This window comes from Coprococcus sp. ART55/1 (genome assembly GCF_000210595.1).
In the GTDB taxonomy this organism is placed as follows: domain Bacteria; phylum Bacillota; class Clostridia; order Lachnospirales; family Lachnospiraceae; genus Coprococcus; species Coprococcus aceti.
In genome coordinates this window covers 1,068,136-1,083,207 of the sequence record NC_021018.1, presented here as the reverse complement: position 1 = coordinate 1,083,207, position 15,072 = coordinate 1,068,136, and the positions used below count along the sequence as shown (strand labels likewise).

Annotated in this window: 12 protein-coding genes and 1 pseudogene; all 13 read right to left on the bottom strand. The window is 43.6% G+C overall.

The window, feature by feature from the left end:
• On the bottom strand, positions 1 to 1,058 hold a 1,058-nt coding region (locus CCU_RS05125; protein WP_208896007.1), incomplete at its 3' end, for an MBOAT family O-acyltransferase.
• Between the two features lie 31 nt (positions 1,059 to 1,089).
• Positions 1,090 to 2,511, bottom strand: a complete 1,422-nt coding sequence (locus CCU_RS05120; protein ID WP_015533820.1) for an SLC13 family permease — start codon at positions 2,509 to 2,511, stop codon at positions 1,090 to 1,092.
• A gap of 101 nt (positions 2,512 to 2,612) precedes the next feature.
• Positions 2,613 to 4,010, bottom strand: coding sequence for a sensor histidine kinase (locus tag CCU_RS05115; RefSeq protein ID WP_015533819.1), 1,398 nt, complete (start codon positions 4,008 to 4,010; stop codon positions 2,613 to 2,615).
• A complete protein-coding gene (locus CCU_RS05110) occupies positions 4,004 to 4,672 on the bottom strand; it encodes a response regulator transcription factor (RefSeq protein WP_015533818.1) in 669 nt (222 codons plus the stop codon). The genes CCU_RS05115 and CCU_RS05110 overlap by 7 nt, the downstream gene beginning before the upstream one ends.
• Positions 4,673 to 4,832: 160 nt before the next feature.
• On the bottom strand, positions 4,833 to 6,059 hold the full coding sequence (locus tag CCU_RS05105) for an ATP-binding protein (protein ID WP_015533817.1): 1,227 nt from the start codon (positions 6,057 to 6,059) through the stop codon (positions 4,833 to 4,835).
• 90 nt (positions 6,060 to 6,149) lie between these two features.
• Positions 6,150 to 7,556: an amidophosphoribosyltransferase gene (locus CCU_RS05100; RefSeq protein WP_015533815.1), complete on the bottom strand. Its 1,407-nt coding sequence runs from the start codon at positions 7,554 to 7,556 to the stop codon at positions 6,150 to 6,152.
• A 73-nt stretch (positions 7,557 to 7,629) separates the two neighbouring features.
• Positions 7,630 to 7,866, bottom strand: a complete 237-nt coding sequence (locus tag CCU_RS05095) for a hypothetical protein (RefSeq protein WP_156327904.1) — start codon at positions 7,864 to 7,866, stop codon at positions 7,630 to 7,632.
• Between the two features lie 125 nt (positions 7,867 to 7,991).
• Positions 7,992 to 8,933 (bottom strand): DUF3137 domain-containing protein, encoded by a 942-nt coding sequence (locus CCU_RS05090; protein WP_015533814.1) that lies wholly within the window; start codon positions 8,931 to 8,933, stop codon positions 7,992 to 7,994.
• A gap of 148 nt (positions 8,934 to 9,081) precedes the next feature.
• On the bottom strand, positions 9,082 to 10,089 hold the full coding sequence (locus CCU_RS05085) for a LacI family DNA-binding transcriptional regulator (RefSeq protein WP_022216662.1): 1,008 nt from the start codon (positions 10,087 to 10,089) through the stop codon (positions 9,082 to 9,084).
• Between the two features lie 115 nt (positions 10,090 to 10,204).
• Positions 10,205 to 11,704: pseudogene (malQ, locus tag CCU_RS05080) on the bottom strand (4-alpha-glucanotransferase).
• Between the two features lie 78 nt (positions 11,705 to 11,782).
• Positions 11,783 to 12,676 carry a carbohydrate ABC transporter permease gene (locus CCU_RS05075; protein ID WP_015533812.1) on the bottom strand — a complete coding sequence of 298 codons (894 nt, stop codon included), beginning with the start codon at positions 12,674 to 12,676 and terminating at the stop codon, positions 11,783 to 11,785.
• Positions 12,676 to 13,518: a carbohydrate ABC transporter permease gene (locus CCU_RS05070; RefSeq protein ID WP_015533811.1), complete on the bottom strand. Its 843-nt coding sequence runs from the start codon at positions 13,516 to 13,518 to the stop codon at positions 12,676 to 12,678. Before CCU_RS05070 ends, CCU_RS05075 begins: the two co-directional genes overlap by 1 nt.
• 267 nt (positions 13,519 to 13,785) lie before the next feature.
• Complete coding sequence (locus CCU_RS05065; RefSeq protein WP_015533810.1) at positions 13,786 to 15,069, bottom strand: ABC transporter substrate-binding protein; 1,284 nt, start codon at positions 15,067 to 15,069, stop codon at positions 13,786 to 13,788.
• Between the last annotated feature and the right edge of the window lie 3 nt (positions 15,070 to 15,072).

Below are 15,072 nucleotides of genomic sequence, written 5' to 3'. Positions count from 1 at the left end.
CACACACACAGGATAGGTATGCTCGCTGCAAATACCTTTCCTATCACATTTCCTAAGTGATCTCTTATCTTGACATTGAGCTTGAGGAACAGCTTTGATGTTGACACCGGGTAGAATACATATTCTCTGAAGAATGCACCCAGTGACAAATGCCATCTTCTCCAGAACTCAGGAAGTGTCTGTGAAAAGTATGGTCTTCTGAAGTTCTCTCCCAGAACGATGCCGAAGCACTCTGAAGTGCCCCTTACTATGTCCATACATCCTGAGAAATCGCAGTATATCTGGATGGAATATGCGATTCCCACTGCTAGGAATATTCCGCCATGATAATCAAATGTATGCCCAAATATCTCTTTTGTAAAAGCTCCTATCCTGTCAGCTATAACGATCTTCTTCACAAATCCCCAAAGCATGAGCCAGACACCTCTCATGATAGTGTCCATATTGAAGCTGTGCTCCTCCCAGAGCTGATATCCTACTTCCTCATATCTGGCTATAGGTCCCTGGGTAACATGTGGGAAATAAAGCACATATGACAGGTATCTGAAGAAATTCTTCTGCGCTGATATTCGTCCGTTATACAGATCCACGAGATATGAGATCATCATGAATGAGTAAAATGATATTCCCAAAGGTGCTATGAGATTCCAGTCAGGAATGCTCTGCAATCCGTCGTATGGTATGAATCTCTTTATATTGTCGAGCACAAAGCCAAATGCCTTGAACGCCGCCAGAACACCGATAACTATGACAAGTGCCCACACAAGGAACTTCTTTCTCTTCGCCTTCTCAGCAGCCTTGATCTTTCGTGCGGTTCTTCTGTCCGCATCCTTTGCCAGCTCCTCCTGCTCGTCCAGACTCTTCTGCAGCCTCAGTGAGAACAGATACACGACAACAGCCGTGGCAATGACCAGAAACAAGTACTCTATCCCGGCATATCCGTAGAACACAAGACTCGCAAGGAGCAGTATCACCCACTGTATCTTCTTTGGAACTATGTAGTATAGCACTATTGTACACAATAAAAAAACTATAAATGTATAAGTTACTACTGACATGTCCTCTCCCTCTTCTACAAGTAAAAATTATTTATACACTGCTAAACGCCGGCCAGTATTTTAACAGCAGCGCACATGCTACTGACATGACCGCCAGAACCAGCAGAGTTATCTTCCAGCCCTCTTTGAACATATACTTTGGCGACAGGCCGTATCCAACCGGTATCGCCCTGATGGATGTCGGAAGCATGTATGACAGGTTGACTCCCACAGATGCCACATATATGTACGGTATCGGATTGAGTCCGCAGCCCTGTGTGATGGATATTACCAGCGGCATGGCTACCGCAGCCGTGGCTGTGTTGGATGTCACATCCGACATGAGAAGTGTAACGGCAAGTATCACGAACACTGTGATAAATCCACCCTTCATATCAAGCTTTGATATACACTCACCAAGTGCCTCTGCAGCACCGGATTTGTTGATGAGTGTTCCGGCGGCAAGTCCACCGGCAAATATATACATAAGTCCCCAGATGATCTTACCCTGAACATTCTTCCACACCATAATACGCTCTCCGTTCTTGTTGGTGAGAAGGAATGATACTATGGCGCATATGATAAATACATACGCCGGCTTGAGTCCCGGAAGTATGCTCTGGTAGAGCTGTCTGGTAAATGCAAGCACCGTGGCAAGAACAAATAACACAAGTGCTATCTTCTCCTCGTAGCTCATAGGAGGAAGCTCCTTGTATTTTGCTACAAAGTATTCCCTTGAACCGCCAAGCATCTCTGTCTTCTTCACATCACGGATCATGAACAGGATATTTACAAGCACAAGTATGAGCATGATAGGCAGGAATCTTACGACCCATGAAGAGTACATGTACTCCTCGCCTGTTATCTGCTGTATATATTCGACCGTCACAAGATTCATCGCACCTCCGAGCGGCGATGCCAGACCACCGAGTCCGGTTGCATATGCTATCGTGAGAAGTATCTTTGATGCAGTCTTGTTTGTCTTGATGTCGTCCATTCCTATATACTTGAGCATGGCGATCGCTATAGGTGTGATCGTCGCACATACCACTGCATTTGGAAGCACCGCTGACAGAACTGCAGACAACACAAACCAGAACACAAGCTGTATCCTCAAACTGCTGCCGATAAGTCTCAGGAATGTAATGGCTATCCTCTTGTCAAGCCCGGTATTCTCCCACATCACGCTTATGATGGAAGCTCCCAGAAGAAGCAGTATCGTCTCGTCTGCGTAGTTGGAAATGACCGCCGACATGTCAGTCATCTGAAATATCGCATTTAAGGCTATCGGGAGGAATGCAGTTACCGCATAGTCCACCGGGCCTGTTACCCACCAGTACGCCATCCACATGATGGTTCCTATCGCTGCTCTTGACTCAAATGTCGTGAATACTCCGTGTGGCAAAAGTGCCGTAAACAGCCCGAATAACAATGGGCCGATCAGTAAATGTACTATTCTCTTTCGTTCTTTCATAAATATAGCTCCTATTTTCAATAAAACACTGATTTTAAATTATACACATTTAAGATTAATCTTTCATTAAAAAAATTAATATATATTAAAATCCACAGACATTATTCTGCATTTACCGGGATTTTAAATGTAAACAGGCTTCCTTTTCCGGGCTCACTGTCAACATCCACGATTCCGCCGTAATATCTGGCAATCTGCATTACCTGTGACAACCCCAGGCCAAAACCCTCCGCACTTCTGTCCGGCTCACCTCTGTAAAAACTCTCAAATATCTTTTCCTTTGTGCTCTTATCCATTCCCCGGCCCTCATCCCTGACCGAGATAAAATAGCTGTCATTTTTCACACCGCAGGACACATGGATATTACCTCCATCATTGCTGTACTTCACCGCATTTGACATCAGATTGTTCACGACGATAACTATATGGTTCATATTCGCTTTGACCATCGTCGGCTTCAGGTCGTAGGTAAACTTAAGATTCTTCTTACAGATGTACTCCACATCATCGCACACAGACTCCACCACATCCAGCAGATCTACATCCTCAACCGCTATGACTGCGTTTTCATTGTCCATGACCGACATCTGAAGAAGCTGTTCTATGAGCCCCTTCATACGTGAGGTCTGTCTCTCGAATACCTCTATGCTCTCAAGCATCTCCTCATCGCCATTCTTCTCCGCGATCTCCCTGGAAAGCTGACACTGGGCATGCATGACTGCTACAGGTGTTCTCAGCTCATGGGATACATTTGCATTGAACTCAGCCTGTCTCTCAAGCTCCTGATGGACTTTTCTGTACAGGTTGTTATTCGCATCGGTCAGCATATCAAGCTCTTTGAACGGACCGTCATACTCCAGATTCTCTGTAAAATCAAGATTGTCCACGCTCTTATCTATCGAACGGTTCAGGCTTCCCATTGGAACTGCTATCAGTTTCCTCAAAGCAAATGCATATATCACAAATGCTATCAGCACGGTTCCAATAACACAGTATGATTTATATAAAAGTTCACTGTAATTGCTCTCTATATCCCTGACGGATACCATGACACAGATCTTGTATTTAGGAGTCTTCTTCAGCGGCTCTTTGTCTGTTCTTCCCTGCCTGACGACCGCAAAATACTTGACCTTCCCTGCATCTATATGCATAAGATCTCTTATGCTTATATCCGGATTATCCGCATATCCCTCAGGCACCTCGCCGTCAAGGATCTCGCCGTCATTTCCCTGAAGGAACACATATATCTGCTCATTACTGTCCGGATCGTCCTCACGGTCGTAAAATCCATCATCTATATGTGGCTTCTTCTGTGAATCATACACTATGTATCGTCTGATCTGGGCTACCTCCTGTGTCAGCTTCTTATAAGCCATCAGGTTCATATCATCCTTCATAAGATTGTTCTGGATGACCAGCAGACAAGATATACCCACCACCAGAATAAGCGCTGTAATTATAATAGTGTATGTTACAAATGATATTTTTCTCTTTAACATTCCAGTTTATAGCCGACACCTCTTATAGTATGGATCAGCTTCTCCTCATAATTATCGTCTATCTTCCTTCTCAGATAACGGATATACACATCTATCACATTTGAATTGACATCGTCATCTATGTTCCAGATGTTCACCCGTATCTGTTCCCTAGTTACTACCACATTTCTGTTTCTGGCTAGGTACTCAAGGATAGCATACTCCCTGACCGTGAGATCAATTACCTTTCCATCCCTGATCGCCTGTCTGTTGTTCATGTCGACCACCAGTGAACCACAGGTTATCACATTCTCATTTACCGGATTCTGGGTTCTCAGCATGACCCTGAGTCTTGCCATAAGCTCCGAGAACTCAAATGGCTTTGTCATATAATCGCTGGCTCCGGCATCCAGTCCCCTGACTATATCCTGTGTCTCCGTCTTGGCCGTGAGGAAAAGCACAGGAACCTGTATCCCCGCATTTCTCATCTCGCGCAGGACTGTTATTCCGTCCTTGTTCGGGATCATTATATCCATGATCGCCCCGTCGTAATTCTCCGCTTCCATATAATCAAGTGCCGCCTGTCCGTCATAACAGGCATCCACATTATAGCCCTCTTTGACCAGCTTACTGCATATTATGCTGTTCAGATCCTTCTCATCCTCAACTACAAGTACACGCATACATCCATCCTCCCTGTCATTTTCATCTGTTGGCCACTACAGTATATCGCTGCACGATCGCTGAACAGATATATATTGCCATGCTTTTATGAAAATAACATTAAAAGCCGTCACTTACATCTGCCAAATGTAAATAACGGCTCTCAAATGCTGTTTTTATCTATTCTGTCTTACCGCTCTTCTCATCGTAGGTATCAAGAAAGCTGTGTCTCACGCCTCCCTGCTTGTACTCTATAAGGGTATCGATATTGACATTCTCCACACTCTTGAATATGTTGCCCTCCACAAACGGATTTGTCTTCTTGAGTGTCGCTATAAGCTGCTTGATCTCCTGACGCTTGGACTTCGTCTCCTCATTGTTACATGTTGTGCATGTGTCAGTGAACTTACATGCGCACTGTATGAAATGAAGCTCGTTGTAATCTCTCCACGCCTTGATGTCGTCCTCTCTCACCATATAGAGAGGTCTGATTAGTTCCATTCCCTCAAAATTGGTGCTGTGGAGCTTCGGCATCATGGTCTGCATCTGCGCTCCGTAGAGCATACCCATGAGTATGGTCTCTATGACATCATCGTAGTGGTGTCCAAGAGCTATCTTGTTACAGCCAAGCTCCTTCGCATAGCTGTACAGATGGCCTCGTCTCATTCTTGCACAGAGATAACACGGCGACTTCTCTACGTTATACACTGAATCAAATATATCCGACTCAAATATCTGGATAGGGATGTTCAGCATCCTGGCATTATCCTCTATGACCTTGCGGTTTGCAGGGCTGTAACCCGGATCCATAACTATGAACTTGAGCTCAAATGGGAACTTGTTGTGCCTTTTCAGCTCCTGAAAACACTTTGCCATGAGGAAGGAATCCTTGCCGCCCGATATACATACGGCTATCCTGTCGCCCTCCTTCACCAGCTCATATCTGTTGATGGCCTTTGTGAAGTTGCACCATATCTTCTTGTGGAACTTCTTGCGGAGGCTCTTCTCAACGTCGGCACATATATCAGTCTGTTCCTGCTTGCCCATGGTGTAGAGCAGCCATGATATATATCCGCCTTTGAGGCTCACCGCATCGTATCCCAGCTCTGTAAGTCCCTCCGCCAGCGGAATGCTGTTGGTTCCGTGGGTGCAGCAGATTATGAGTTTTTTCCCTTTTGAATTGTCCCCGGGCATATATTTCTCAACCGGGAATATCTCACTGGCTGTCTCCGCCAGATTCTCTGGCATCAGCCTGTCCGTCTGGACTGCCATCGCACCCGGGATGGCTCCGTGGGATATCTCTACCTCATCCCTGATGTCAACCATCAGATATGAATCCTTATCCAGTTCCTGTATCTCTTCTATTGTGATTTCATATGAAGTTTCTTTTGAGTTTTCTAATGCCATATCCCTGTCACCATTTTTCTTAGTATTACAAATAAGCTATTTTTATATATGCTACTGTCTGCTGCATATGGCATCGCCGTCATCCGCAGCTTACTCCTTGCCATCCCAGCAGTATGTACAAAGCTTGCACTTCTCAACTCCGCATGCCTCAAGCATATCATCAAGTCTGTTGAATCTGAGTGATGTGAAATGCAGCTCCTTGCAGATCTCATCAACCATCTTCTCATACTTCTCTGAATCAGGATCTGTGTACTCCTGAAGTACCTCGTCTGTCACGTTGCCGTTCTCAAGTCTCTCGATAACTCTTCTTGTTATAAGATCCATCTCTGATGATGATCTTGAGAAGTTAAGGTATTTACATCCGTATACAAGTGGTGGACATGCAGGTCTGATGTGCACTTCCTTGGCACCGCTGTCAAACAGATATTCGGTTGTCTCTCTGAGCTGTGTTCCACGCACGATGGAATCGTCTATGAGCAGAAGGCTCTTATCCTTTATAAGATCCTCAACTGCCAGAAGCTTCATCTTCGCGATGAGGTTACGCTGGCTCTGTATGGTCGGCATAAATGAACGTGGCCATGTCGGTGTGTACTTGATGAATGGTCTTGAGAAAGGTATTCCAGACTCATTTGCATAGCCGACTGCATGCGCTGTTCCTGAATCCGGAACTCCGGCTACGATATCAGGCTTAACGTTATCTCTCTTTGCCATGCTGGCTCCGCAGTTGTATCTCATCTGCTCTACACTCATACCCTCGTATGAACTTGCAGGGTAACCATAGTATACCCACAGGAATGTACATATCTTCATGTCCTTGCCCGGCTGCACAAGCGTCACACAGTTGGACGGTGTGAGTACAACAACCTCACCAGGGCCGAGTTCTTTATAGTCATGATAGCCAAGGTTCTTGTAGGCAAAGTTCTCAAATGACGCACAGAATGCACCATCTTTCTTGCCTATGACCACAGGAGTTCTTCCATGCATATCCCTGGCTGCATATATTCCATTCTGGTTCATGAGCAGGAGTGACAGAGAACCATCTATCTTCTCCAGCGCATATCTTATTCCATCTATCAGATTATCCTTCTGGTTGATAAGGGCTGCCACCAGCTCTGTGCTGTTGATATCCCCTCCGCTCATCTCAAGGAAATGTGAATGTCCCTGATCAAATATCTCCTTGGATATCTCGTCAACGTTGTTGATCTTGCTGACTGTCGTCAGGGCATATGTTCCGTGATGTGAACGCACTATGAGTGGCTGTGGCTCATAATCGGATATACATCCTATTCCAAAATAACCCTTCATGTTCTGCATATCTTTGTCGAACTTTGTTCTAAATGGAGCATTCTCGATATTGTGTATGGATCTGTCAAATCCCTTATCTCCATACACTGTCATGCCTCCGCGTCTTGTTCCAAGATGTGAATGATAGTCTATTCCAAAGAACAGATCAAACACACAGTCATCTTTTGCCGCTACTCCAAAAAATCCACCCATTGTTTTCCTCCTGAAGTGATAAAAATTTGTCATTTTCGCAAACATATCTATATTAGCATAGTATCGGCGGTGATTACAATACCTTCATCGCCAACTTCACTATCCCCGCAATGAAGATCAGCACAGCCAGTCCGAAAAAGCAAACCTCCATCTCTCTGTACACCTTGTTTGACTTCTTCTCATAGGCCGTTCTCTTTTCCCTAGAGTATAAAAGTTTATACTCGCTACCGATAGGATGTTTCTTTCTGTTTATCTCCTGATTTACCATATAAGAATCCGGCTCACCGCTGTATGGATCGATGTATTCCACTGTGGGTTGTGCATATCCCGGCAATTTTGTCCTGCCGGTCAGGGTATCGTATCCTATGATCTTTCCGGTTATTTCCTACATTTAACACATTCTCACTGTATATAAACATTCTATCATTTAACCAACTACTGAAAAAGATCTGTATTCATACCGAAGACATCAATAACTTTCAAAATATCGGAAAGTTCATCCCTAAATTTCTGACGATACTCCTCCATGTCACCATTATCCCTGCCATTGTTACTAAGTTCAAATAAATCTCTGTCATTCTTTATCGCTACTGCCACCATATTGCCAGCGATCTGTATCTCCATAAATCCTTCAAGTCCCATAAGTCCCTGCATAAGATGTGGCGTCAATACCCTCAAAGCAAGCTGGCTGTCAGAGGCATATATATCGAACCTGTTATCAAATGACGCGTTGCCCGTCATAAAACTGTTACATGAATCCCCAGAACTCAATACACTTGATAATATGCCACTTTTCTTTTCATTTTTCATTCTTCGACTAATTCTCTCCTGGATATGTACAAAACCATTAACATTCTTATGGGAAGTAGCCGTTATGAGCTGACCTTTAAAATTGACAACATTATCGCCAGGAAACTCGCCGTCCGGTGAACCCTTTGTTTCCGTTCTGAGTGTGAGATCACTGAATGTAAATTCTACTCCCCTGTATATTCCATGTATAAAGTCAGAACCATCCATATTATTAAATGAAGGAAGAATCGGGCAATTATGTAAAAATGCCTCATTTGTATATCCATTTGGCATGTATTCAATCACATGCAAGCGCTCTCCAAGGACGCTCCGTACAACATACTGTCCCATGAGTTCCTTGAGGTCTTTAAGTTTATTTGTCTCCATATATGAGAACAGGAAAAATCCGCCTACAAACAAAGCCGGAATCAGCAGCCAAGCAGAGTCTAATTCATAGCCATTTCTAGATACCACCATAAACGCAACAAATGGCGCAAATATTCCTATAAAAGAAACAATCTTAAACACCTTAAGCACTTTACATAGTTTGCGTTTTTCTAATATTTCCGATTCTATATTCTGATCCATCTTCTCATCTCCAAACTGTGATAAATACACTATACGAATCTCAGAGCCTTACCGAACTTTTATCTCATAAAAAAATCGCCCTATACTGATATATAATATACCAGTATAAGACGAATTCAAACTTAATTAAAAAGGTTTTCCCTGAATCCTAGCCGATGCTCTTAACGCTTTCTCCCTCTATCAGGGAATATGGCACTATCTCATGTTCACCAGCTGCTGCATAATTTATATGCTTGAGCATGATGTCAACACTTCTCGATGCCATGATCTCTGTATTCTGGTTTATTGTTGTAAGTCTTGGTACACAGTATCCTGCCAGCTCTATTCCATCAAATCCAGTAACTGACAGCTCCTCCGGAATATGTTTGCCCAGATCAGCAGCCGCTCTCATGACGCCGATCGCTATCGTATCACTGAGAGCCATGATTGCTGTAACCTCCGGCTGTTCCTCCAAGAGACGCTTCGTGGCCTCATAACCTGCCTTCATAGAATACCTGCACGGAATATATGTAAACTCCGCCCGGTCATCATGCTGCCACTCATCTATAGCCCTCTTGCAGCCTTCATATCTATTGAAACTTATCTGTTTCTCGGACACCTGCCCTCCTATGACTCCGATGCGTCTGTGGCCTTTTTCAAGAAGATACCTTGTCATATCGTATGTCGCTGCCGTGTCATCTATCGTTATGGAGGATATGTTGTCATTTGCAAGAATCTCTCCGCCGGTCGTGATTATGACTCCCGGGATCTCAAACTCTTTCACACGCTCATCAAAAAGTGCAAGATTGGCACCCAAAAACATGATTCCCTTCGGATTCACGCTATGAGTGAGTTTGATGGCATACTCGATCTCGTCACCATCCTCGTCTATGTACTCCACTATGACATCCTCATCATATCCAGCAAGCAGGTTCTGTATCCGCTCTACTATATCCGCAAACAACATATTCTGGTTTCCTTTTATGATGACAACCACCGCCGATTTCGCTGACATTTTGAGGAGCTTTGCGTTGACGTTCGGCTCAAAGCCGTTTTCCTCTATAACCCTGAGTATCTTCTCTCTGGCTGCATCGCTGACTCCGGTCTGATTGTTGATCACCCTGGACACGGTTCCGATACCATAACCTGATATACGTGCAATATCCTTTATTGTCATAAGCTGTATCCCACTTTTCTCTTTTATTCCCAATAATTATATTATCCCAATATGTGGAGGTCAAGAAAATACTCTACTTATCATTTCCCGGTAAATATTTTTAGAGAGTACTTTTTCACATCTTGCTTCTCCCGGTCATCAGTGTAAGTCTGCCTATTTCCTCTGCAAGATCATCATCCGTATCGTCGGATATCATGCGCCACCTCCAGTTATCGCCAACTGTGGATGGCTTATTCATCCTCGATTTATTGTCTAGCCCCAAATAATCCTGCATCGGTATAATACAAAGATCTGCAATACTTCTCATAGCAAGCGTGATAAATGGGACATTGATCAGACGGTCCGGTGTATAATGAGCTGCCATATAATCCCTTGCCATGTCTCTGGATCTCTGATCTATACTGCTCCACCAGCCAATAAGGGTCTCATTGTCATGGGTTCCCGTATATACAACACAATTTCGTATGTAATTATGTGGAAGATAATCAGATGCCGCCCCGGTGTCTCTCACATCAAAGGCAAACTCCACAACCTTCATTCCCGGAAATCCGGAATCATGCACAAGCTTTCTGACCGAATCAGTCACAAAACCAAGATCCTCGGCAATGACATCTCTCTTACCCAGAGCCTTTTCTATATTCCTGAACAGATCCATCCCAGGGCCCTTTTTCCACTTGCCATTCACAGCTGTTTCCTCACCATATGGAATGGCATAATATTCATCAAAGCCTCTGAAATGATCAATCCGGACTACATCATAAAGTTTATAGCTATGTCTCATTCTGGCTATCCACCAGCTGTAACCGGTCTGCCTGTTCAGCTCCCAGTCATATATTGGGTTTCCCCACAGCTGTCCGGTCTCCGAAAACCCATCAGGCGGGCATCCGGCAACCTCGTATGGTCGCCTATCCTCATCAAGCCTGAAAAGCTCCGGGTGTGCCCATACATCTGCGCTGTCCATAGCTACATAGATTGGGATATCTCCTATGATCCTTATATGGTTCTTGTTGGCATAGCTCTTTAGCGCATTCCACTGAGTATAAAACAAATACTGCATGTACTGCTGAAAATGTATCTCATCCGCAAGCTCAACCTGCATTTTCTGCACCGCATCAGGCTGCCTGTTTCTTATATCCTGCGGCCACTCTGTCCACGAAATTCCACCAAGCGAATCCTTTACAGCCATAAATAGTGAATAATCATATATCCATTCTTTGTTCTCATCCATGAACATGGAAAACTCCATGCTGTCAGTCATTTTCCATCTTTCATATGCTTTCCTGAGGAGACTGTATCTTCCATTATAAATTTTGCTATAATCAACGTATCTGTCATCATCTCCCCAGTCTATCTCTCTGCACTCGCGGTCTGTGAGCAGTCCCTGATCCACAAGTGTATCAAGATCTATAAAATATGGATTTCAAGCAAATGTCGAAAATGACTGATACGGCGAATCCCCATACCCGGTGGGACCCATGGGAAGTATCTGCCAGTAACTCTGGTGTGCAGACCTAAGCCAGTCAACGAAACGATATGCCTCTTTTGAGAAGCTGCCAATTCCATACTTTGACGGGAGGCTTGATATAGCAAGCAGTATTCCTGCTGATCTTTCCATCTGAAATCTCTCCTTTTAACCAATTTCAGGCGGCTGCGAATCTCACAACCGCCTGTTTTTTATAATAATATTATATTACTATCCCTTTACAGCACCAGCTGCAACACCCTTGATGATGTACTTCTGTGCACAGAGGTAGAATACAACAACCGGAATGATAGCCATAACAAGGCACGCCATGATTGCTCCCATATCTACTCTTCCGTAGCTGCCCTTCATATACTGGACAACTATAGATATCGTCTTGTATTTCTTGATGTCGAGTACCAAATATGGCAGAAGGAAATCATTCCATATCCACATAGCCTCAAGTATTCCTACAGATATGTACGTAGGTTTCATGATAGGGATAACAACCCTGAAAAATGTCTTGAGTGGCGTACATCCATCTATCATCGCAGCCTCCTCGACCTCCAAAGGAATGGACTTGATAAATCCGCAGAACATGAATACTGCAAGACCTGTTCCAAATCCAAGATACACGATCACGATTCCCCATGGAGTAGTAAGGTGAAGTGCATCCGCAGTTCCAGCCAAAGTAAACATAACCATCTGGAAAGGTATTACCATAGAGAACACGCAGAGCAGATATATGATCTTTGTCGCTATATTCTTGACTCTGGTTATATACCAGGCTGTCATAGAGCAGAACAGCAGAATTGCTGCTACTGAGAGAACCGTTATCACAACTGTCCAGCCCACTGCCTTAATGAAATCATACTGTGTTATAGCCGTTTTATAATTGTCCAGGCCTATGTAGCTGTGCTCATTTGGCAGTTCAAATGTCTCCAGACTGATAAACGTCTTGGCTTTCAGAGAGTTTATAATTACGATTATTATCGGTGAAACAAATATTATGGAAATAATGGTAAAGAATAAAGTAGCCAGAATTCCCATAGCCGTCGGTTTTTCTTTCACTCTGTATACAGGCTTTTTATCCGCTGTATTTGCTGTTTTCTGTATCTTCGCCATTACTGCTGCACCTCCTTTGATCTTGTAAGCTTAAGCTGTATGAGTCCTATCACTACTACCAGTATAAAGAATATGACTGCCTTGGCCTGACCTACTCCCTCATATCCTACTCTTCCATAAAACGTCTCATATATATTGAGCGCAAGCATCTCTGTCTTATGAAGAGGCTCGCCTCCTGTGAGTGCCAGGTTCTGGTCAAACAGTTTGAACGAGTTGGTTATTGTGAGAAATGTACATATAGTTATGGATGGCATCATGTTCGGGATCGTAACTCTGAAAAGTCTCTGTGTTCTATTTGCGCCATCAATCATGGCCGCTTCCTGAATGTCTTCAGGTATTGCCTGAAGTCCTGCAATATAAACGATCATCATATATCCTATCTGCTGCCAGCACACAAGTATAACCAGTCCCCAGAAACCGAGGACTTCATTGAGTTTCAGGGCTGTGTCAAACTTTGAGAATATGGCATCAAATATAAGCTGCCATACATATCCAAGTACGATACCACCTATAAGATTCGGCATAAAGAATACCGTTCTGAATATATTAGTTCCTTTGATTTTCTGTGTAAGTGCCAGTGCCACAAGAAATGCAAGAACATTTATAAGCACAAGTGTGACAATCGCAAATAATGTTGTAAACTTAAATGCATCCGGGAATGTTGCGTCCTTGAATGCGTCTATATAATTCTGTAATCCTACAAATTCAGCGTCCCTTATGGTCGTGAACTTACAGAAGGACAGATATATTCCCTCGGCAAATGGCACGATAAATCCTATAACAAACGCAGCCATTGTCGGTATCAGAAACACCGGCCAATATCTTTTTATCGTTTTCTCCATAATTTTTTTGATAACCTCCACTCTGTTGCATATCAATTTTTCTTTCCAATATCTTTTGAGTCTAAAAATGGATATGTAGACATATTTGCATATGAATACATATCCATCTCTAGTCTGGCACCTCCGGGTATGAGCTGCCTTTGCAAAGCTGTTAGCCTTCCTGGTGTCCTGCAGCTTGCAGGACTTTATTCATATTTTAAGTTGGGTTTATTTTGTGATGTTTTTTTATTTTGGGGTTGTGTACTATTGTTTATTTGTTAATATGTTTTATTTTGACTTTGCTGCAGCAGCCTCTTTAGCCCATCCGTCTACAAATGCGCTCTTTACAAGATCCCAGTTGGCATCTGTCTGATCTGCCGCATATGTTGTAAGTGCTGATCCGAGGTCGTTCTTCCACTGCTCTGATGGCATTGTTGTGAAGTTCCAGCTTACAGGTGTCTTGCCCTCTGCTACATACTCATTTGCAATGTTTACAAGAAGGTTTGTTGACTCAATGTTCTTCTTGAATGGTGTTACAAATCCCATTCCATCAGCTCCTGATGGCATAGCACCCTCTGAACCACAGATTGCCTTAAGTGCGACATCATCTGTAGCACACCACTCCATGAAGTCAAGAGTTGCCTGGATATCTTCCTCTGAAGCCTTAGCATTTACACACCAGTAATTCTCACTTCCTGTACAGAGTCCCTGATTCTCCTCACCATCTACTCCGATATAGATAGGGAGCATTCCGAGGTTGTCATCGCCAAGTGATGATACATCTGAGTATGCCCATGTACCATTCTGATAAAATACTGCCTGTCCTGAAACAAACTCTGCAACCGCATCATCACCAGTCTTTGTGCTGAGCTGCTTTGGATCGGTTGTTGAGTTGTTGATGTACAGATCCCATACATTTCTGTAATTATCAAGATATGTACCCTTGATCGCATCTGTAGTATCGATTCCATCAGCCTTGTATTCATAGTAGATTGGAAGATTTGCAAGATGTGTCTTGAATCTCCAATCTGATGATCCGTCCATTCCAGCTGATGTAAATGCTGAGAATCCTAATTTGTCTGAGTTAGCTGTTATATCCTCTGCCACCTTCTTGAGGTCTGCAAATGATTTGATATCATCCTCTGTGTATCCAGCTTTGCTTAAAAGCTCTTTGTTGTAAATGATTCCGTATGACTCTATAACATATCCGATTCCTGCGACCTTATCGCCATCCTTAAGTGCAAAGTCCTCAGATGTGAGTTCTTTATACACCTGTGATGATCCAAGATCATAACAATAGTCCTTCCAAGAAGCAAGACCAACCGGTCCATTTACCTGGAACAGGGTAGGTGATTCTGACTTACCCATCTCACTCTTAAGAGTAGTCTCATACTGACCAGAAGCTGCTGTAACTACCGTAACATCAACGCCTGTCTCTTCTGTGTACACCTTAGCAAGCTCCTGCCACTGTGCATCCTGCTCCGGCTTGAAGTTCAGATAATATACAGAGCCCTTTGCATCTGCCTTCTTTCCTGCTCCATCTGAATCTCCTGAGCCACATCCTGTCAACATGGT